The 18060-nt window shown below is 72.5% G+C and carries 19 protein-coding genes and 1 riboswitch; of the genes, 14 read left to right on the top strand and 5 right to left on the bottom strand.

Going from position 1 to position 18060, the window contains the following annotated elements; genetic code table 11:
- The first annotated feature begins 13 nt into the window (after positions 1 to 13).
- A complete protein-coding gene (locus FIV43_RS05675) occupies positions 14 to 718 on the top strand; it encodes a hypothetical protein (protein WP_141013351.1) in 705 nt (234 codons plus the stop codon).
- Here the strand turns inward: FIV43_RS05675 and FIV43_RS23100 are convergent.
- From FIV43_RS23100 to fdhD, 4 genes are read right to left on the bottom strand one after another with little or no spacing between them, the layout of a single operon-like run.
- On the bottom strand, positions 695 to 1012 hold the full coding sequence (locus tag FIV43_RS23100; RefSeq protein ID WP_181407693.1) for a PfkB family carbohydrate kinase: 318 nt from the start codon (positions 1010 to 1012) through the stop codon (positions 695 to 697). The two genes, FIV43_RS05675 and FIV43_RS23100, sit on opposite strands and share 24 nt — an antisense overlap.
- Positions 1009 to 1644 (bottom strand): PfkB family carbohydrate kinase, encoded by a 636-nt coding sequence (locus FIV43_RS05665; protein WP_141013350.1) that lies wholly within the window; start codon positions 1642 to 1644, stop codon positions 1009 to 1011. Before FIV43_RS05665 ends, FIV43_RS23100 begins: the two co-directional genes overlap by 4 nt.
- Positions 1641 to 2864, bottom strand: a complete 1224-nt coding sequence (locus FIV43_RS05660) for an AGE family epimerase/isomerase (RefSeq protein ID WP_196780988.1) — start codon at positions 2862 to 2864, stop codon at positions 1641 to 1643. The genes FIV43_RS05665 and FIV43_RS05660 overlap by 4 nt, the downstream gene beginning before the upstream one ends.
- A 52-nt stretch (positions 2865 to 2916) precedes the next feature.
- The gene (gene fdhD / locus FIV43_RS05655; RefSeq protein WP_231123750.1) at positions 2917 to 3768 is read right to left on the bottom strand and encodes a formate dehydrogenase accessory sulfurtransferase FdhD; all 852 of its coding nucleotides are present in this window, start codon (positions 3766 to 3768) and stop codon (positions 2917 to 2919) included.
- Positions 3769 to 3804: 36 nt separating this feature from the next.
- On the opposite strand from fdhD, the gene FIV43_RS05650 reads away from it, so the two are divergent.
- Positions 3805 to 4467: an acyltransferase gene (locus FIV43_RS05650; RefSeq protein ID WP_231123749.1), complete on the top strand. Its 663-nt coding sequence runs from the start codon at positions 3805 to 3807 to the stop codon at positions 4465 to 4467.
- Positions 4468 to 4524: 57 nt separating this feature from the next.
- Here the strand turns inward: FIV43_RS05650 and FIV43_RS05645 are convergent, their stop codons facing one another.
- Positions 4525 to 6618 (bottom strand): putative bifunctional diguanylate cyclase/phosphodiesterase, encoded by a 2094-nt coding sequence (locus tag FIV43_RS05645; protein WP_141013349.1) that lies wholly within the window; start codon positions 6616 to 6618, stop codon positions 4525 to 4527.
- Positions 6619 to 6804: 186 nt separating this feature from the next.
- Between FIV43_RS05645 and FIV43_RS05640 the strand changes: the two genes are divergently transcribed.
- The 12 genes from FIV43_RS05640 to gcvP all read left to right on the top strand — a co-directional run bounded on the left by FIV43_RS05640 (position 6805) and on the right by gcvP (position 18026).
- Positions 6805 to 8160 (top strand): hemolysin family protein, encoded by a 1356-nt coding sequence (locus tag FIV43_RS05640; RefSeq protein ID WP_141013348.1) that lies wholly within the window; start codon positions 6805 to 6807, stop codon positions 8158 to 8160.
- Complete coding sequence (locus FIV43_RS05635) at positions 8157 to 9227, top strand: hemolysin family protein (protein ID WP_141013347.1); 1071 nt, start codon at positions 8157 to 8159, stop codon at positions 9225 to 9227. Before FIV43_RS05640 ends, FIV43_RS05635 begins: the two co-directional genes overlap by 4 nt.
- Positions 9220 to 9867 carry a CDP-alcohol phosphatidyltransferase family protein gene (locus tag FIV43_RS05630; protein WP_407938884.1) on the top strand — a complete coding sequence of 216 codons (648 nt, stop codon included), beginning with the start codon at positions 9220 to 9222 and terminating at the stop codon, positions 9865 to 9867. Before FIV43_RS05635 ends, FIV43_RS05630 begins: the two co-directional genes overlap by 8 nt.
- Positions 9860 to 10702, top strand: coding sequence for a DUF881 domain-containing protein (locus FIV43_RS05625; RefSeq protein ID WP_141013345.1), 843 nt, complete (start codon positions 9860 to 9862; stop codon positions 10700 to 10702). The genes FIV43_RS05630 and FIV43_RS05625 overlap by 8 nt, the downstream gene beginning before the upstream one ends.
- Positions 10699 to 11031 carry a small basic family protein gene (locus tag FIV43_RS05620; RefSeq protein ID WP_141013344.1) on the top strand — a complete coding sequence of 111 codons (333 nt, stop codon included), beginning with the start codon at positions 10699 to 10701 and terminating at the stop codon, positions 11029 to 11031. The genes FIV43_RS05625 and FIV43_RS05620 overlap by 4 nt, the downstream gene beginning before the upstream one ends.
- The gene (locus FIV43_RS05615; protein ID WP_141013343.1) at positions 11024 to 11872 is read left to right on the top strand and encodes a DUF881 domain-containing protein; all 849 of its coding nucleotides are present in this window, start codon (positions 11024 to 11026) and stop codon (positions 11870 to 11872) included. Before FIV43_RS05620 ends, FIV43_RS05615 begins: the two co-directional genes overlap by 8 nt.
- Positions 11873 to 11927: 55 nt before the next feature.
- Entirely contained in the window at positions 11928 to 12314 is a 387-nt protein-coding gene (gene gcvH, locus FIV43_RS05610) for a glycine cleavage system protein GcvH (protein WP_141013342.1), read from the top strand.
- Between the two features lie 102 nt (positions 12315 to 12416).
- Positions 12417 to 12944, top strand: coding sequence for an FHA domain-containing protein (locus FIV43_RS05605; protein ID WP_141013341.1), 528 nt, complete (start codon positions 12417 to 12419; stop codon positions 12942 to 12944).
- A 4-nt stretch (positions 12945 to 12948) separates the two neighbouring features.
- On the top strand, positions 12949 to 13698 hold the full coding sequence (gene ftsR, locus FIV43_RS05600) for a transcriptional regulator FtsR (RefSeq protein WP_141013340.1): 750 nt from the start codon (positions 12949 to 12951) through the stop codon (positions 13696 to 13698).
- A gap of 68 nt (positions 13699 to 13766) precedes the next feature.
- Entirely contained in the window at positions 13767 to 14234 is a 468-nt protein-coding gene (locus FIV43_RS05595) for a bifunctional nuclease family protein (RefSeq protein ID WP_141013339.1), read from the top strand.
- A gap of 120 nt (positions 14235 to 14354) precedes the next feature.
- Complete coding sequence (locus FIV43_RS05590; RefSeq protein WP_141013338.1) at positions 14355 to 14948, top strand: MerR family transcriptional regulator; 594 nt, start codon at positions 14355 to 14357, stop codon at positions 14946 to 14948.
- A gap of 60 nt (positions 14949 to 15008) precedes the next feature.
- A riboswitch (glycine riboswitch) is annotated at positions 15009 to 15105 on the top strand.
- Positions 15106 to 15251: 146 nt separating this feature from the next.
- Positions 15252 to 18026 carry an aminomethyl-transferring glycine dehydrogenase gene (gene gcvP, locus FIV43_RS05585; RefSeq protein WP_231123931.1) on the top strand — a complete coding sequence of 925 codons (2775 nt, stop codon included), beginning with the start codon at positions 15252 to 15254 and terminating at the stop codon, positions 18024 to 18026.
- Positions 18027 to 18060 lie beyond the last annotated feature (34 nt).

Genomic DNA, 18060 nt, shown 5'->3' with positions numbered 1-18060 from the left:
GAGGATGAGCCTGGTGCTGAAGCTGGTGCTGGTGGCCGTGCTGCTGGCGGTGGTCGCGGTGCTCGTCGTACGACGCCGGGCGCGGCCGTTCAAGCGTGCCGGCGTGCTGGTCGGCCTGACCGACGCGGCCGCCGCGGGTATCCGCGAGGACCTCGTGGCCCGGGCGAGCGGCCACGGCTGGGAGGTTGCTGGCGATGGCGCGTGCGAGGGGAGGGTCCGGGACCCGGAGCTCCAGGCGCGGGGGAGCCGCGTGGTCTCCTGCGACACCGTGGTGACCGGGGACGTGCCGCGAGCGTTCACCGCGACGAGCTGGCGCGGTCGGGTCCGGCATGTCGCGGGGTTCAGCACCGCCTGGCGGGTGCACGACCTCACCGTTCCGCTCGCGGCCGGGGCGGGGGCCCCACGGTTCTGTGCGGCGCCGCTCAGCGCGACCCGGCGTCCCCGCCTGCTGCTGCCCGAGCAGTTCTGGGGCACCGGGCACGTCGGGGAGGGCCTGATCGCCTGGGGTGTCGACCTCGACCCTCCGACGATGGGCTGGATCGCGGGTCTCGCCGGGCCGCTCGCGGCCGCCGGCTGCTGGGTCGCCTGTCTCGGTGACCGTGTCGTCCTCGTCGGCGAGGGCGAGCCGACGCCCGAGGTGCTGCAGCGGCGGATCTCCCTCGGGGCCTCCGTGGCCGACGCTCTGGAGCGGCCGCTAGCCGCCGGCGGCGCGCAGTAGCGCCTCGGTCAGCTCCGGGCGCCACGGCGGGTCGGCCCCCGGCCGGGAGACGGCGATGCCGGCCGCGGTGACTGCGTGGCGTGCGGCCGCGGCGAGCGCGTCGTCGGCCAGATCGGCGATCACGGCAGGGGCCGAGGCTCCGTGTGCGCCGCGCTGGATCAACGCGTCCAGCAGCCCGGCGGTGAACGTGTCGCCGGCGGCGATGGTGTCGGCGACCTCCACCCGCGCACCCGCGACCGCCAGCGAGGTGCCGTCCGCGCGGGCCAGGGTGGCCCCGTCGGCGCCGTGGGTCACCACGACGAGCGCCGGCCCGAGGCGAGCCCACGCGGCGGCCACCTCGCGCGGACCCGTGCGGGGTCGTACCAGGCCAGGTCCTCCTCGCTCACCTTCACCACGTCGGAGAGCGCGACCAGCTCGAGGACGCGGCTCAGGACCGCGTCGCGGTCCGGGGTGATCGACGGCCGGGCGTTGGGGTCGAAGCTGACCAGGGCGCCGTCCCGCGCCCGTCGTACCAGGTCCCGGACGGCGTCCGCGCCCGGCGCGAGCACACTGGCGATGGACCCGATGTGGAGCACGCCGATCGGACCGGGCCGCACCTGCACCGGCTCCCAGGCGAGGTCGAAGTCGTAGGTCGCGGACCCCGAGTCGTTCAGCACCGCCCGGGCGGTGCTGGTCCTCCCGGTGGAGGCGGGCGTCGCCTCGACGGCGACGTCGCTCTCCGCGAGCCATCCGCGCAGCAGCTCCGCGTCGTCGTCCCGGCCGAGCACCGTCGCCAATCGGGTACGACGCCCCAGACGGCCCAGCGCCAGGGCCACGTTGGCGGGGCTGCCGCCCGGCATCCGCGCGGTGGGCCGCCCCGGCCGCTCGACGACGTCGATCAGCGCCTCGCCGACGACCAGCACGTCCGGCTCGGTGGTCCCGGTCATCGCAGTCCTCCTTCGGCCACGGCGCGGGCCAGGGACGGTGCCGGCCCGAGTCGGGGGAGCAGGGTGGCCTGGACCGCGTGGTAGAGGTCCGGCTTCCCCGACCACACGCCGGTGGCGGGGCGCAGGTCCTCGTCGAGCTGGTGCCACCAGGAGCCGGCGGCGCGGTCGATGAAGCAGTCGTCGATGTGGTCCCACCAGGTTCGGTAGGCGGTAAGGTAGCGCTCCTCGCCGGTGCGGCGGTGGAGCGCCGCGGCGGCCGCGACCGCCTCGGCCGCGACCCAGTGCATCCGGGCGGTGACCACCGGTCGACCCTCCCAGTCGGTCGTGTACGCGAAACCGGGCCGGCCGTCGGGTGCCCACCCGTCCTGGACGGCACGGTCGAAGAGTGTCTGCGCCGTGGTGAGCAGGTCGGGACGCTCCACCCCGGCCGAGGCCTCGACGTGGAGCAGCAGCCGTGCCCACTCCAGCCCGTGACCGACGGTGGCACCGTAGGGCTTGAACGGGTCGTCGGGCCGCTCCCGGTTGTACTCCAGGTCGGGCGTCCAGTGCTCGTCGAAGTGCTCGGGCAGCCGTCCGCCGTGGTCACGGCCCAGGCCGACGACCAGCTCGCAGATCCGACTCGCCCGGTCGAGCCACACCCGCTCGCCGGTGACGTCGGAGACCGCGAGCATCGCCTCGACGGCGTGCATGTTCGCGTTCAGTCCGCGGTACGGCGCCGGCTCGGACCAGTCCGCGCTCCACTCGTCGACGCAACGACCGGCGGTCTCGTCCCAGAAGCGTCGCTCGAAGACGTCGGTGGCCTCGTCGAGCAGGCGGTCCGCGCCCTCCACCTCGGCCGTCACCGCGGTGGAGAGCCCGAGCAGGACGAACGCGTGGTCGTAGCAGGACCGCGGAGCCACGTCGGGGATGCCGTCGGCGCCGAGGTGGTGGTGCCACCCGCCGCGCGCCGCATCGCGCAGCGGCCCCTCGAGGCCGGCGAGCAGCGCCCGGGCCCGGCCGCCCGAGCCGGGCAGGCCGGCCGCGGCGGCGAGGCCGTGCACGTGCAGCATCCGGGCGGTGATCCAGGTGTGCACCCCGCGCTCGGGCGACGGCCGGCCGTGATCGTCGAGGTGGCACGCGCCGCCCACCGGGTGGAGCACGTCGCGGCCGAACCCGACCAGGCGACGGAACTCGGCGTCCAGCCAGCTCCGGTGCGTGGGTTGGCCCAACCAGGAGATCACCGGCTCACCCTCCCACGCCGTCGGCAGGCCCTGCCGTGGTCAGCGCGGATGGTCACGCCAAGCCCGCGATCCGGTCGGGCCGGGTGTAGACGTTGAGCGAGTCGCCGCGCACGAAGCCGGCCAGTGTGAGTCCGTGCGCCTCGGCCAGGTCGACGGCCAGGGTGGAGGGCGCGGAGACGGCGACGAGCACCGGGATGCCGGCCAGCAGCGCTTTCTGGACCAGCTCGAACGACGCCCGGCCGCTGACGGTCAGCACGGTGCCGGTCAGCGGCAGTCGACCGTCACGGAGGGCGTCTCCGACGACCTTGTCCACGGCGTTGTGGCGCCCCACGTCCTCCTGGACCGTGATCGGCTCGCCGTGCGGGGTGAAGAGTCCGGCCGCGTGCAGTCCGCCGGTGCGGTCGAAGACCTTCTGCTGGGTCCGCAGCCGGTCGGGAAGGGAGCGCAGGACGTCCAGGTCGAGGATCGCGGGGTCCTCGGCGACCGGGTGGCGGACCGCGAGGTGGACGGCGTCGAGGCTGGTCCGTCCGCACACGCCGCAGGCGGAGGTGGTGGTGACCCGGCGGGTGCGGTCGGCGGGGGAGGGGATGTGATCGGCGAGCGTCACGTCGACCACGTTGTAGGTGTTGCGTCCGTCCGCGTCGACGCCGTCGCAGTAGCGGATCTCGGTGATGTCGCCGGTCTGCCCGACGACGCCCTCCCCGACCAGGAACCCAGCGGCCAGGTCGAAGTCGCTGCCCGGGGTGCGCATGGTGACGGTCAGCGGCTCGCCGTTCACCCGGAGCTCCATCGGCTCCTCCACCACGAGCGTGTCGCTGAGCCGGCCCGTGCGCGTCCCGCGCACGCGCAGCACCCGGCGACGATCGGTCACCCGCCCCACAGCTCCCACCTCCTGGTCCGGCACCTCCGAACCTATCGAGGCACCCGGTAGCCTCACGCCGTGGTGTCACTGAAACGTGTTCTCAATCGCGCGATCCACGGCGCCTGGCGCCGGATGGAGCACTACGGCGACATCGCCCCGGGCACGGACGTCGCCGACGGTTTCGCGTCCTTCGGACGGGGAAGCTGCCTCGGCTTCCCGGTCGAGGGCCTCTTCGGCACCTCGGCGATGCATGTCGGGGAGGAGACGCTGATCGGCCGCTACTGCACGCTCTCGGTGGGCTACGGCCCCGGCCAGCGCGGACTGCCGGCTCGCGGGCTGGTGATCGGCGACCGGTGCGTGATCGGCGCCCGCGCCTGCATCACGGCACACGAGAGCATCGAGATCGGTGACGACGTCTGGTTCGGCAAGGACGTCTTCATCTCCGACGCCTCCCACGGTGTCTCGGACCCCGCGGTGCCGATCGGCCGCCAGTTCGGCGAGCACCGCGCGGTCAGCATCGGCGACGGCAGCTGGATCGGCCACGGCGCGATCATCCTGCCGGGCGCCCGCGTCGGGCGGCGGGTCGTCGTCGGCGCGGGCGCCGTCGTGCGGGGCGAGATCCCGGACGACAGCGTGGTGGCCGGCGTGCCCGCCCGCGTCGTACGACGCCTGCACGGTGTCGCCGACCTCGACCGCGATGCGCAGGAGAGTGCCGCGACGCAGGCCGCGCTCTCCGGCTGAGCACTTTCCGGCTGGCCGCGTCACGGACAGCCCGCCGGTCGTATCCCGAGGGGCGGGTCAGGCACCGCCGGCGGCGCGCAGCGCGTGCTGCGGCTCCACCGCTGCGCTGTAGAGGAAGCCCTGGGCCTCGTCGCACCCTCGGTTGCGCAGGTACGTCGCCTGCTCGGGCTTCTCCACGCCCTCGGCCACCACCCGCATCCCGAGTGCGTGCGCCATCACCACGATCGCGTCGATGATCGGAGCCCTGCCCTCGTCCGGTTCCAGCTCACGGACGAACGCCCGGTCGATCTTCAGCTTGTCGATGGGGAACCGGGTCAGGTAGGCGAGGCTGGAGTAGCCGAGACCGAAGTCGTCGATGGCGATGCTCACCCCGCGGTCGCGCAGCGCGCGGAGCGTGTCGATCACCTGCCACCGCTCGTCCATCAGCACCCCCTCGGTGATCTCGAGCTCCAGTTGCGAGGGCTGCAGGCCGGTCCGCTCCAGGGTGGAGAGCACGGTGTCCACCCATCCCCGCGAGCGGAACTGCCGCGGCGACACGTTCACCCCGAGCCGGAGGGGACGGCCGAGCTCGGCCTGGATCCGTGCGATGTCCTCGCACGCGCGCTCCAGCACCCAGGCACCGAGGTCGACGATCATCCCGGTGTCCTCGGCGACCGGGATGAAGCGCTCCGGCCCCACCGTGCCCAGGGTCCGGCTCTCCCAGCGGGCCAGTGCCTCGAACCCGATGGTCACGCCGGTGTCCAGCTCGACCTGCGGTTGGTAGGCGACGGAGAGCTCCTCCTCGCGCAGCGCCTGGCGCAGCGCCGAGGCCAGCGACATCCGCTCGTTGGTCTGGACGCGCATGCCGTGCTCGAACCACTGGAGCTGGTTGCGGCCGGCGCTCTTCGCGGCGTACATCGCCGTGTCGGCGTGCTGGATCAGCTCGGCGGCGTCCGTGCCGTGCCGGGGGAACAGCGCCCCGCCGATGCTGACACTGGTGGCCAGGTCGTGTCCGTGCACGGTCATCGCCATCGTGAGCTGGTCGAACAGGTTGCTCTCGACCGACGGCATGACGCGGGCGTCGTTGATCACGATCACGAACTCGTCGCCCCCGAAGCGGGCCACCAGGTCCTCGTCGTCGGCCCAGCGGCGAAGGCGCTCGGCGACCTCGGCGAGGACCAGGTCGCCGACGTGGTGGCCCAGCGAGTCGTTGACGTTCTTGAAGTGGTCGAGGTCGAGCAGCAGCACCACGCCGGTGCGGCCGTTGGCCACCGCCTCGGCGACCGACTGGGCGAGGTACTGCTCCAGCAGCGTCCGGTTCGGCAGGTTGGTCATCGGGTCGTGCGTGGTCATCCGGTGCACCGCGGCCTGCGCCTGCAGCCGGGCGGTGATGTCGTGCGCGACGGCCAGGTAGCCGCGCAGCGACCCGTCCTGGTTCCGCAGCTCGCTGACCCCTTCGCTGACCGGGACCACGGCTCCGTCGGCGCGGACGTAGCCGGTCTCCCGCTCGCAGCCGGCCCGGGCCGCGAGCAGCGCCGAGGCGTCGGCCGCATCGGCGCCGGCTGGGTCGTGCACCTCGGTGATCGACCGGCCCACCAGAGTGGCGGCGGCCCGCCCGAGCAGCGCCTCGGCTCCGGGGTTGGCGGCGACGATCAGGCCGTCACGATCGGTGGCCAGCACGCTGAACGGGATCGAGTCGAGCATCGAGCGCCGCAGCTCGGACTCGGCACGGGTGCGCGCGGCGATCCGTGAGGTCAGGTCCCGGACCGCGGCCAGCACCAGCTCGCCGCCGCCGTCCGCGTCGCCGTCGAGCTCGAGCTCGCTCACCGCGATCTCGATCGGCACCTCGGCGCCGTCGCTGCGCAGGGCGGCGAGGCCGTCCGCCTCGCCGAGCCGGCGTCGCGTCGGGTTCGCCCGCCAACGCCGCCCGGCCGGTAGGCGCAGCCGCTCGGGGAGCAGGTCGTTGGCCGACATGGTGAGCAGCCGGGCGCGCGGGTGGCCGAAGAGACGCTCCGCCTCGCGGTTGACCAGGCGGACCCGGCCGTCGCCGTCGATGACGACGAGGGCGTCCGGCGTTGCCTCGATCACGGCACGCAGCTGTGCGGGGGTGTCCGCCGTGGGGTCCGCGGAGCCGGCACCACCACCGAAGCGGTCATCCGGAACGTCCGGCATCCGCCCGCCTCCTTGCCCGGTCCCGAGATTGGTCACCACCCGCTGCGGAGCAGTGGAGACGGCGATGCCACAGCGTAGCGGGCGGATCCGTGGTTCGGCGCGGATTCGGCACCGGCGCGCCTGTTCGTGCGTGTCCGGCCGGTACAGTGTGACCGCCGTACTCGCCCGTCGAAGGACCACCGCTCGATGACACCCTGGCTTCTGCTGGGAATCGCCATCCTCCTCGTGCTCGCCTGCGGGCTCTTCGTGGCCGCCGAGTTCGCGTTCGTCACCGTCGACCGCGGCCAGGTCGACCGGGCCGCGGCGGGCGGCGACGGGTCCGCGGTCGGACTGCAGCGCGCGCTGCGCTCGCTCTCCACCCAGCTCTCGGGCGCCCAGGTCGGCATCACCGTGACGAACCTCGGGATCGGCTTCCTGGCCGAGCCGGCGATCGCCGAACTGCTCCGACCGCTGCTGGTCGACCTCGGACTCTCCCCGGGTGCGGTCAGCCCGGTGGCGATCGCGCTCGGGCTGGTGCTGAGCACCATCGGCACCATGCTGATCGGCGAGCTCGTCCCGAAGAACGTCGCGATCGCGCTGCCGATGGCGACGGCGCGAGCGACCCAACGCCCGATGCGCCTGTTCACGGCCGCCTGCGCCGTCCCGATCCGGGTGCTCAACGGCAGCGCCAACGCGATCGTGCGGCGGCTCGGCGTCGAGCCCCAGGAGGAGCTGCGCTCGGCACGGAGCTCGGCCGAGCTGGCGTCGCTGATCCAGCGCTCGGCGGACGTGGGCACCCTCGACGCCGACACCGCCGAGCTGATGGAGCGCTCGGTCGAGTTCGGCACCCGTACCGCCGGGGAGATCATGACGCCGCGGGTGCGCACCCGGACCCTGAGCGAGCAGGACCGGGCCAGCGCGGTGATCGCACTGGCCCGGGAGAGCGGCAACTCCCGGTTCCCGGTCCTCGACGACGACGAGTCGGTGGTGGGCACCGTGCACGTCAAGAACGCGGTCGCACTGCAGCTGCACGAGCGGGCCACGGTCAAGGTGAAGCACCTGATGGCCAAGCCGATCGTGGTCCCCGACAGCCTTCGGCTGGACCCGCTCCTGGCGCTGCTGCGGGCCGACGGCTTCCAGATGGCCATCGTCCTCGACGAGTACGGCGACCACGCCGGCATCGTCACGCTGGAGGACGTGATCGAGGAGATCGTCGGTGACATCTCCGACGAGCACGACCGCCTCGGTCAGCGCGGCCGACTGCGGCGCGACGGCTCCTGGTCGCTGTCCGGACTGCTCCGGCCGGACGAGGTCGAGGACCTGACCGAGATCGCCCTGCCCGAGGGGGAGAACTACGACACCGTCGCGGGTCTGGTGCTCGAGGTGCTCGGACGGATCCCGACCGCGGGCGAGGTCGCCGAGGTGGAGCTGACCGACCACGACGAGGACGGGGAGCCGGTGCTGCGCCGCGCCCACCTCACCGTCGACCACATGGACGGCCTGCGCATCGACCGGCTCTCGCTGCGGGTGGAGACACCGGAGCAGACGGAGGTGGAGCGATGAGCGACCTCTTCGCGGTGGGCCTGGCGGTCGTGCTGCTCGCCCTGAACGCCTTCTTCGTGGGCGCGGAGTTCGCGCTGATCTCGGCCCGGCGCAGCCAGATCGAGCCGCGTGCCCAGGAGGGCTCGCGCCTGGCCCGGACCACGCTGCGCGCGATGGAGAACGTCTCGGAGATGATGGCCGGCGCCCAGCTCGGCATCACCATCTGCTCGCTCGGACTGGGTGCGGTCGGCGAGCCCGCCGTCGCGCACCTGATCGAGCCCGGCATCGAGGCACTGGGGCTCCCCGAGGGCGCCGTGCACCCGATCGCCTTCGCGATCGCGCTGACGATCGTGGTCTCCCTGCACGTGGTGCTGGGGGAGATGGTCCCGAAGAACATCGCCCTCGCCGGACCCGAGCGCTCGGCGCTGATCCTCGGCCCGATCCTGCTGGGCCTGGTCGCCGTGCTGCGCCCCGTGATCGTGACCATCAACGCGATGGCCAACGGGATCCTGCGGCTGCTGCGCGTCGAGCCGAAGGACGAGGTCAGCAGCAGCTTCACCCGAGAGGAGGTCGCCGCGCTCGTCGAGGAGTCCCGGGGCGAGGGGATGATCGCGGAGCACGAGTACGACCGCCTGGCTGGCGCTCTCGGCTTCACCGAGAAGACGGTGGCCTCGGTGATGATGCCCGTCGACAGCCTGGCCACCGTGCGACGCGGCTCGTCCGCGGCCGACGTCGAGGCGCTGTGCGCCGCCACCGGGTTCAGCCGCTTCCCGGTCGTCGACGACACCGACGGCGCCGAGCTCCTCGGCTACCTGCACATCAAGGACGTCCTCGAGCCCGACGAGGTACGCCGGCTCCGGCCGGTCGCCGATCGCTGGTTCCGGCCGTTCGCCAACGTGTCCCCGGGCAGCGCCCTGCACGACGCCCTCGAGGTCCTCCAACGGCGCGGCGCGCACATGGCCCGCGTGGTGGACCCGACCGGGACCACCGTCGGGGTGGCCGCGCTGGAGGACGTCATCGAGGAACTGGTCGGAGAGATCCGCGACGCGGCTCATTCCGATGATCAGGTCGTGACGGGGGCTGACTAGGGTGACCACCGTGACGAGCTCGGCGAGCAGCGACCCCACTCCCGCCGCGTCCCGGCGTGTGTGGACGCTGCCGAACCTGCTCAGCATCCTCCGGCTCCTCCTGGTGCCGGTCTTCCTGTGGCTCGTGCTCGGGCCCGAGGAGGACGGGTGGGCCCTGGCCGTCCTCGCCTTCTCGGGTTTCACCGACTACCTGGACGGCTGGTTGGCGCGACGGTTCAACCAGCAGACGGTGCTCGGCGAGCTCCTCGACCCGGTCGCCGACCGCCTCTACATCCTGGCGGTGGTGGTCGGGCTGGCGCTGCGCGAGGTGATCCCGTGGGCGGTGGCGCTGTGCCTGCCGCTGCGCGACCTGCTGATGTGGGGCCTGGTGCCGCTACTGCGCACCCGCGGCTACAGCGCGCTCCCGGTCCACTTCCTCGGCAAGGCAGCCACGTTCAACCTGCTCTACGCCTTCCCCCTGCTGCTGCTCGGCGACGGTGACGGCGTGGTGGCCACGCTCGCGCTGGTCTTCGGGTGGGCCTTCGCCGCCTGGGGCATCGGTCTGTACTGGTGGGCCGGCATCCTCTACGCCTGGCAGGTGCGCACCCTGATGGTGACCACTGGCCCGCGTCGCTCCGCGGACCGGGGGCGCGATGGCTGAGGTCACCGACCGGGCCCGCACCCCCTTGCTGACGCTGATCACCCAGGAGTCGCTCGATCGCGACTACCAGGTCGTGGCGGACAAGCGCGCCGGCGACCCGCCGGACCGCCGGCGCAGCCGCTGGGCCGTGGTGGCGGTGGTCGGTGCGTTCGCGCTGCTGGTGACCGTGGCGGCGGTGCAGACCACCCGCAACGCCGACGACGCGGACGCCAGCCGGGCGCGGCTGATCGACCGGATCGAGTCGCGCCGCGTCGGGGTCCAGCAGCTGCAGGCCCGGGTCGAGGACCTCCGCTCGGAGAACGCCACGGCGGACGAGGCGCTGATCGCGCTGGGCGGCGAGGTCTCCAGCGCGGAGAGTCGCCGGATCCGGCTGGCCGCCGACACCGGCTTCGCGCCGGTCACCGGTCCGGGGATCCGGGTGGTGGTCAACAACCCGGAGTTCATCGACCCGGACAACGTGCTGCGCGACTCCGACCTCGCGATGCTCGTCGACGGGCTGTGGGCGGTCGGCGCCGAGGCGGTGTCGATCAACGGCCAGCGCCTGACGGCGCGGTCGGGCATCCGCAACTCCGGCACCCCGATCGAGGTCAACAGCATCGGCATCGCCCCGCCGTACAACGTCCAGGCGATCGGCGACGTCGACCGGATGGCGGCGGACTTCGTGGAGTCGGACCCGGGCCAGGACTTCCTCACCCTGGTGGCGCAGTACGGCTACACCTACGAGATCGACAACGTGGCCGAAATGCGGTTGCCTGCAGCACCGGACCGGCTTCTGAACCTTCGGTACGCCGAGGACGCAACCATCGTTGAACCCGACCGGGGAGGCGGATCATGATCGCGGTGCTCGGACTCGTGCTCGGCATTGCGCTGGGTCTCGTCTTCCAACCCGATGTCCCGATCGGGCTCGAGCCCTACCTGCCGATCGCCGTGGTGGCCGCCCTCGACGCGGTCTTCGGCGGGCTGCGCGCCTACCTCGACGGGATCTTCGACGACAAGGTCTTCGTGGTCTCCTTCCTCTCCAACGTGGTGATCGCGGCCGGCATCGTCTACCTGGGCGACCGGCTCGGCGTCGGCGGGCAGCTGTCGACCGGCGTCATCGTGGTGCTCGGCATCCGGATCTTCACCAACGTCGCCGCCATCCGGAGGCACGTGTTCCATGCCTGAGCACCCGTCGCGCCCGCCCGGAGATCCTCCCGCTGCAGGGTCGGAGGCAGGTCGCGGACCTGCCGAGCCGCCGACCGAGCCGCCGACCGAGCCGTCCGAACCCACCCAGCAGCCCGCCGAGGGCAGCACCAGCGCTCGGATCGGCCGTGCCCTGCGCAGCCCGTCCCGGCGTCAGGTCGTGGTCGCGGTGCTGCTGGCGGTGCTGGGTTTCGCGGCCGTGACCCAGGTGCGGGTCGCCGGGCAGGAGGACAACTACAGCGGACTGCGCCAGCAGGACCTGATCGACGTGCTCGGCGCGCTGTCCGGCGCGCGGGAGCGGGCCGAGCAGGACATCGACCGGCTCGAGGGGGTCCGCGAGGACCTGCAGGACGACACCACCCGGCGCCGGACCGCCCTGGAGGAGGCCAACCAGGAGGCCGCCGACCTCGCCGTGCTGGCCGGGACCGTGCCGGTCACCGGACCGGGCATCCGGATCACGATCACCGAGGAGGAGGGCACCGTGCGCCTCTCCTCGCTGCTCGACACGATCCAGGAGCTGCGCACCTTCGGCGCCGAGGCGATGCAGATCAACGGCGTGGTCCGCATCGTCGCGCAGACCTCCTTCGCCCAGACCACCGGCGGGTTCCTGGTCGACGGCGAGCTGATCGAGCCGCCGTACGTGATCGACGTGATCGGCGACCCGGACGGTCTCTCCAGCGCCCTGGAGTTCCCGCTGGGCCCCAAGAAGCAGCTCGAGGAGGACGGTGCGACCCTCGAGGTCGACGAGCTCGCCTCCCTCGACATCGAGACCGTCCGCGAGCCCAACAGCGGAGGGTTCGCCGAACCCGCCCCGGGCGAGTAGCCTCGCTGCCGCTCCACCACCAGCCGACCCGCCAGCCCAGCAAGGAGAACGATCGGTGAATCCCGAGGACCTGAAGTACACCGCCGACCACGAGTGGGTGCGCGAGCCGGGCACCGCCGCCGGTTCGGTGCGGGTCGGCATCACCGACTTCGCCCAGGACGCGCTGGGCGACATCGTCTACGTCTCGCTGCCCGAGGTGGGCACGACCATCTCCGCCGGCGCGGCCTGCGGTGAGCTGGAGTCGACGAAGTCGGTGAGCGACATCTACGCACCGGTCGCCGGTGAGGTCGTCGCCAGCAACGACGCCCTGGACGCGACGCCCGAGCTGGTCAACACCGACCCGTACGGCGAGGGGTGGCTCTTCGAGGTCGTCCCCAGCGATCCGGGCGCGGTCGCCGAATTGTTGGACTCCGTCGGGTATCAGGCCCAGCTCGACTCCTGACCCGGTGTAGGTTCGAACCATTCACCTCACTGACAGGGTGAGGGTTGCGCCGAAGCCCGGCCCGACCCGACCCCGCCACCTCCAACCGCCCGAGGAGACCTGATGCCGTTCTGCACCAACTGTGGACGGCAGAACCCCGACGACGCCCGGTTCTGCTCCCAGTGCGGCACCCGGCTGGTGACCGCGGAGCCCACGCCCGGGGGTGAGGCCGGCACGCCGCTCGGCGAGACCACGGCCACCATCCAGTTCGGCGGCAGCGACAAGGTCGAGACCTCCGACCGCCAGCTCAGCGCGGTCGACGCCGCGGCCGTCGACGCGCTGCCGCAGGGCCACGCGCTGATGGTGGTCCAGAAGGGGCCCGGCGCGGGAAGCCGGTTCCTGCTGGACCAGTCCGAGGTGAGCGCAGGTCGGCACCCGGAGAGCGCGATCTTCCTCGACGACGTCACCGTCTCCCGCCGCCATGCGGTCTTCCGGAGGGACGGCAACGACTTCACGGTCGAGGACGCGGGCAGCCTGAACGGCACCTACGTCAACCGGGACCGGATCGAGAAGGTCTCCCTCAGCGACGGCGACGAGGTCCAGATCGGCAAGTACCGTCTGGTCTTCTTCACCGGGCACGAGAGCGCCTGACGCGATGGTCCCGGCCCGTCCGGACCCGGTCGACCGGCCCAGCAGGCCGCGCGAGCTGTTCAACATCGGACAGGTCCTGGAACGGCTGCGCGAGGACTTCCCCCGGGTCACGATCTCCAAGATCCGGTTCCTCGAGGAGCAGGGGCTGATCAAGCCCGAGCGCACGCCGTCGGGCTACCGCAAGTTCGCCGCCGACGACGTCGACCGCCTCCGCTACGTGCTGCGGATGCAGCGCGACCACTACCTGCCGCTGAAGGTCATCGGTGAGCACCTCGACGCGATCGATCGCGGGCTGGAGCCGCCGCCGATCGAGCCGGTCGTGCCGACGGTGCCGAAGGTCGCGATGAGCGAGGACGGCCTGCCCGCCCCCGGGTCCTTCCGGCGCACCGACGACGTCCGGCTCTCCCGCAAGGAGCTGCTCAAGATCGCCGAGGTGGACGACGGGCTCCTCGCCGAGCTCGAGGCGTTCGGACTGGTCGCCGGCAGCGCCACGGGACACTTCGACACCGACGCGCTCGCGGTGGTGCGCACGGCCCGCGATCTCGCCGAGTTCGGGCTCGAGCCGCGTCACCTGCGCGCGTTCAAGGCGGCCGCGGACCGCGAGGTCGGCCTCGTCGACCAGATGGTGGCCCCGATCCGCCGCGGCCACGACGGCGCCGCACGCGCCCGCGCCGACGAGGCCGCGAGCGAGATCGCCGCACTCTCGGTGCGGCTGCACGCCACGCTCGTCAAGGCCGGCCTGCGACGGCTCTGAGCGCGACATCCGGCAGGCCGGTGCCCCGAGTCGCTGGCGACCCGCGTCGTGCTGAGTAGGCTGGGGGCATGCGCGAGGTCGACGTCATGGGAGTCCGGGTGGAGATGCCCTCCAACCAGCCGATCGTGCTCCTGCGCGAGATCGCCGGAGAGCGCTACCTGCCGATCTGGATCGGCGCCGTGGAGGCGACGGCGATCGCCTTCGCGCAACAGGGCGTGGTGCCGCCGCGGCCGCTGACCCACGACCTGATGAAGGACATCCTGGCCGCCACGGACAACCCGCTGACCGAGGTGCGGATCACCGACGTCAACGACGGGGTGTTCTACGCGACGCTGATCTTCGCCTCGGGCGCCGAGGTCAGCGCACGTCCGTCCGACTCGATCGCCCTGGCCCTGCGCACCGGCACCACGATCTACTGCGCGGAGTCGGTCCTCGACGAGGCGGGGCTCTCGGTCCCGGCCGAGGAGGAGGACGAGGTCGAGCGGTTCCGCGAGTTCCTCGACCACGTCTCCCCGGAGGACTTCGAGTCCACCTGATGCACTAACGCTCATGTCGAGGGTGAGAGTTTTCGCGACACGCCCGCGACGTCTTTGACCGGCTCTCGGCCAGCGCCGTACCGTCAAGTCTTGTCCCACCTCGACCTATCGGAGGACCGAGTGAACGAGCAGCAGCCGGAGACGGCCCAGGAGCGTGCGGCGTCGGCCGCCGCCGAGGAGCAGGGTCTCCTCTTCACCGACGACGTCTCGCCGCTGCCCAGCGACCTCGGTTACCGCGGTCCGACGGCGTGCAACGCGGCCGGCATCACCTATCGCCAACTCGACTACTGGGCCCGCACCGGCCTGATCGAGCCCAGTGTCCGCGGGGCGAAGGGCTCCGGGTCGCAGCGGCTGTACAGCTTCCGCGACATCCTGATCCTGAAGGTCATCAAGCGGCTGCTCGACGCCGGCATCTCGTTGCAGCAGGTCCGCAGCGCGGTCAGCCACCTGCGTGAGCGGGGCACCGATGACCTGACCCAGGTCACCCTGATGAGTGACGGCGCGTCGGTCTACGAGTGCACCTCCAACGACGAGGTGATCGACCTCCTCCAGGGCGGCCAGGGTGTCTTCGGCATCGCGATCGGCGGCGTCTGGCGCGAGATCGAGGGCACGCTGTCCTCGCTGCCCAGCGAGCGCGCCTCGGACGCCGCGGGCGCGACCTCGGTGGCCGGCGACGAGCTCGCGGCACGGCGTGCCGCCCGCACCGCCGGCTGACCGTTCGATCGGAACGGCGTCGGAGAACGGCGCGTCGGGCTGCTAGTCTCGACGTGCCGTTGATGCCGCGCGGGAGAGTTCGTTCTCAGCGGAGTTCGGACGCCGAAGGGGCAATTCCTCCCCGGAACCTCTCAGGCGCCAGGACCGTGCGGAGCAGGCAACTCTGAAGTCGCACCGGCGCGGTGACAGAGGGGGAGGGCTCGATCACCTCGATCCCAGGAGCTCTCCGTGACCTCTGAGCACGACTCGCTGTCTCCCTTCGTCCCCCGTCACCTCGGGCCGGACGCCGACCAGGTCGCGGTGATGCTCGACCGTCTCGGCTTCACCGATCTGGACGCCCTGATGGACGCCGCGGTGCCGAAGTCGATCCGCAGCGACGCGCCGCTCGACCTGGGGCTGGCCGACATCGGCGTCGACGAGGAGACCGCAGCGGCCGAGTTGCGCGCGCTCGCCGCCGAGAACGAGACCGGCGAGCCGATGATCGGTCTCGGCTACCACGCCACGGTCACGCCGGCGGTGATCCGCCGCAACGTGCTCGAGGACCCCAGCTGGTACACCGCGTACACGCCCTACCAGCCCGAGATCTCCCAGGGCCGCCTCGAGGCGCTGCTGAACTTCCAGACGATGGTCTCCGACCTCACCGGTCTGCCCACCACCGGGTCCTCGCTGCTGGACGAGGGGACCGCCGCCGCCGAGGCGGTGGCCCTGGCCTACCGCGCCGACCGCAAGGCGCGCGGCCGCTTCGTGGTGGACGCGGACGCGCTGCCGCAGACCATCGACGTCGTCCGCACCCGCGCGGCCGGCCTGGGCATCGACGTCCAGGTCGCGGACCTGACGACCGGCCTGCCCGACGGCGACGTGGCGGGCGTCCTGGTCCAGTACCCGGGCGCCTCCGGCCGGGTGACCGACCCGCGCCCGCTGATCGCTGCGGTGCACGAGCGCGGCGGTCTGGCCGTCGTGGCGGCCGACCTGCTCGCCCTCACCCTGCTCGAGGCGCCGGGCACGATGGGCGCCGACGTGGTCGTCGGCTCCGCGCAGCGCTTCGGAGTGCCGCTCTTCTACGGCGGGCCGCACGCCGGCTTCATGAGCGTCCGCTCCGGCCTGGAGCGTCAGCTGCCCGGGCGGCTGGTCGGCGTCTCGGTGGACGCCGAGGGGCGGTCGGCGTACCGGCTGGCCCTGCAGACCCGTGAGCAGCACATCCGCCGGGACAAGGCCACCTCCAACATCTGCACCGCCCAGGTGCTGCTCGCGGTCACCGCGGGGATGTACGCCGTCTACCACGGCCCCGACGGTCTGCGCCGGATCGCCGAGCAGGTGCACACCCTCGCCGGCCGCGCCGCCGCGTCGCTCCGGGCGGCCGGCCTGGAGCTGATCGGCGACACCTTCTTCGACACGCTCGGCGTGCGGGTGCCCGGAGGGGCCCGGGAGGTGGTCGCGTCCGCGCGCCGCGCCGGTCTGCACCTGCGGCTGGTCGATGCGGACACGGTGGGGATCTCGTTCGGTGAGACCGCGGGGGCGCCGACCCTGCGGGCCCTGCACGACGCTTTCGGCGTCACCCCGGCATCCGCCGAGCCACTCGCCGGGCTGCCGCGTGAGCTGGCGCGGACCACGGGCTACCTCGAGCACCCGGTCTTCACCACGCACCACAACGAGACGTCGATGCTGCGCTACGTCAAGCGGTTGGCCCGCCGGGACTACGCACTGGACCGCGGCATGATCCCGCTCGGCTCCTGCACGATGAAGCTGAACGCGACCACCGAGATGGAGCCGATCTCGCTCACCGGCTTCGCCGACCTGCACCCGTTCGTCCCGGCCGATGCCGCGGCGGGCTACCAGACGCTGATCAGCGAGCTGGAGGAGTGGTTGGCCCGGGTGACCGGCTATGACCGGGTGTCGATCCAGCCCAACGCGGGCGCGCAGGGCGAGTACGCCGGGATGCTCGCCATCCGTGCCTACCACGTGGCGCGGGGCGAAGGGCAGCGCGACGTCTGCCTGATCCCGTCCTCGGCCCACGGCACCAACCCGGCCTCCGCGGTGATGGCGGGGATGCGCGTGGTCGTGGTGAAGTCCGCCGAGGACGGCACGGTCGACCTCGACGACCTGCGCACGCAGTGCGCCGCCCACGCCGACGACCTGGCCGCGATCATGGTCACCTACCCCTCCACCCACGGGGTGTACGAGGAGACGATCACCGAGCTGTGCGACGTGGTCCACGAGCACGGGGGGCAGGTCTACATCGACGGCGCGAACTTCAACGCGCTGCTCGGCTACGCCCGCCCCGGCCGGTTCGGCGGGGACGTCTCCCACCTGAACCTGCACAAGACCTTCTGCATCCCGCACGGCGGCGGTGGCCCCGGCGTGGGGCCGGTCGCGGTGCGCGAGCACCTGGCGCCGTACCTGCCGACGCACGTGCTGCACCCGGAGACCGACCGCCGCGACGGCGTGGGCGCGATCAGCGCGGCGCCGTACGGGTCGGCGGGGATCCTGCCGATCTCGTGGGCCTACATCAAGATGATGGGCGCGGCCGGTCTGACCCGGGCGACGGCGGTCGCCGTGCTGTCGGCGAACTACGTCGCGGCACGGCTCGGCGAGCACTTCCCGGTGCTCTACCGCGGCGACTCCGGCCTGGTCGCGCACGAGTGCATCCTCGACCTGCGCCCGATCACCAAGGCCACCGGGATCAGCGTCGACGACGTGGCGAAGCGGCTCATCGACTACGGCTTCCACGCCCCGACGATGTCCTTCCCGGTGGCGGGCACGCTGATGGTGGAGCCCACCGAGTCCGAGGACCTCGCCGAACTCGACCGGTTCTGCGAGGCGATGATCGCGATCAAGGGCGAGATCGACCGGGTCGCCGCAGGGGAGTGGAGCCCGGAGGCGTCGCCGCTGCGGCACGCACCGCACACCGGTGCGGTGCTCACCGACGCCTGGGAGCGCGCCTACCCCCGCGAGCTCGGCGCCTTCCCGACCGGCTTCGACCCCGACAAGTACTGGCCGCCGGTGGCCCGGATCGACCAGGCCTACGGCGACCGCAACCTGGTCTGCTCCTGCCCGCCGACCGACGCCTACGCCGAGTGACCGACAGCTGACGGCCCGGCCACGCACCGACCCC

Source organism: Nocardioides sambongensis, assembly GCF_006494815.1.
In the GTDB taxonomy this organism is placed as follows: domain Bacteria; phylum Actinomycetota; class Actinomycetes; order Propionibacteriales; family Nocardioidaceae; genus Nocardioides; species Nocardioides sambongensis.
This window is presented reverse-complemented; position numbering and strand designations above follow the sequence as displayed.

Coding starts and splice junctions, on each gene's coding strand:
- FIV43_RS05665 (WP_141013350.1), bottom strand. CDS start 1,644: ATGACCGGGACCACCGAGCCGGACGTGCTGGTCGTCGGCGAGGCGCTG.
- FIV43_RS05645 (WP_141013349.1), bottom strand. CDS start 6,618: ATGCCGGACGTTCCGGATGACCGCTTCGGTGGTGGTGCCGGCTCCGCG.
- FIV43_RS05640 (WP_141013348.1), top strand. CDS start 6,805: ATGACACCCTGGCTTCTGCTGGGAATCGCCATCCTCCTCGTGCTCGCC.
- FIV43_RS05635 (WP_141013347.1), top strand. CDS start 8,157: ATGAGCGACCTCTTCGCGGTGGGCCTGGCGGTCGTGCTGCTCGCCCTG.
- FIV43_RS05625 (WP_141013345.1), top strand. CDS start 9,860: ATGGCTGAGGTCACCGACCGGGCCCGCACCCCCTTGCTGACGCTGATC.
- FIV43_RS05620 (WP_141013344.1), top strand. CDS start 10,699: ATGATCGCGGTGCTCGGACTCGTGCTCGGCATTGCGCTGGGTCTCGTC.
- FIV43_RS05615 (WP_141013343.1), top strand. CDS start 11,024: ATGCCTGAGCACCCGTCGCGCCCGCCCGGAGATCCTCCCGCTGCAGGG.
- FIV43_RS05605 (WP_141013341.1), top strand. CDS start 12,417: ATGCCGTTCTGCACCAACTGTGGACGGCAGAACCCCGACGACGCCCGG.
- ftsR (WP_141013340.1), top strand. CDS start 12,949: ATGGTCCCGGCCCGTCCGGACCCGGTCGACCGGCCCAGCAGGCCGCGC.
- FIV43_RS05595 (WP_141013339.1), top strand. CDS start 13,767: ATGCGCGAGGTCGACGTCATGGGAGTCCGGGTGGAGATGCCCTCCAAC.
- gcvP (WP_231123931.1), top strand. CDS start 15,252: ATGCTCGACCGTCTCGGCTTCACCGATCTGGACGCCCTGATGGACGCC.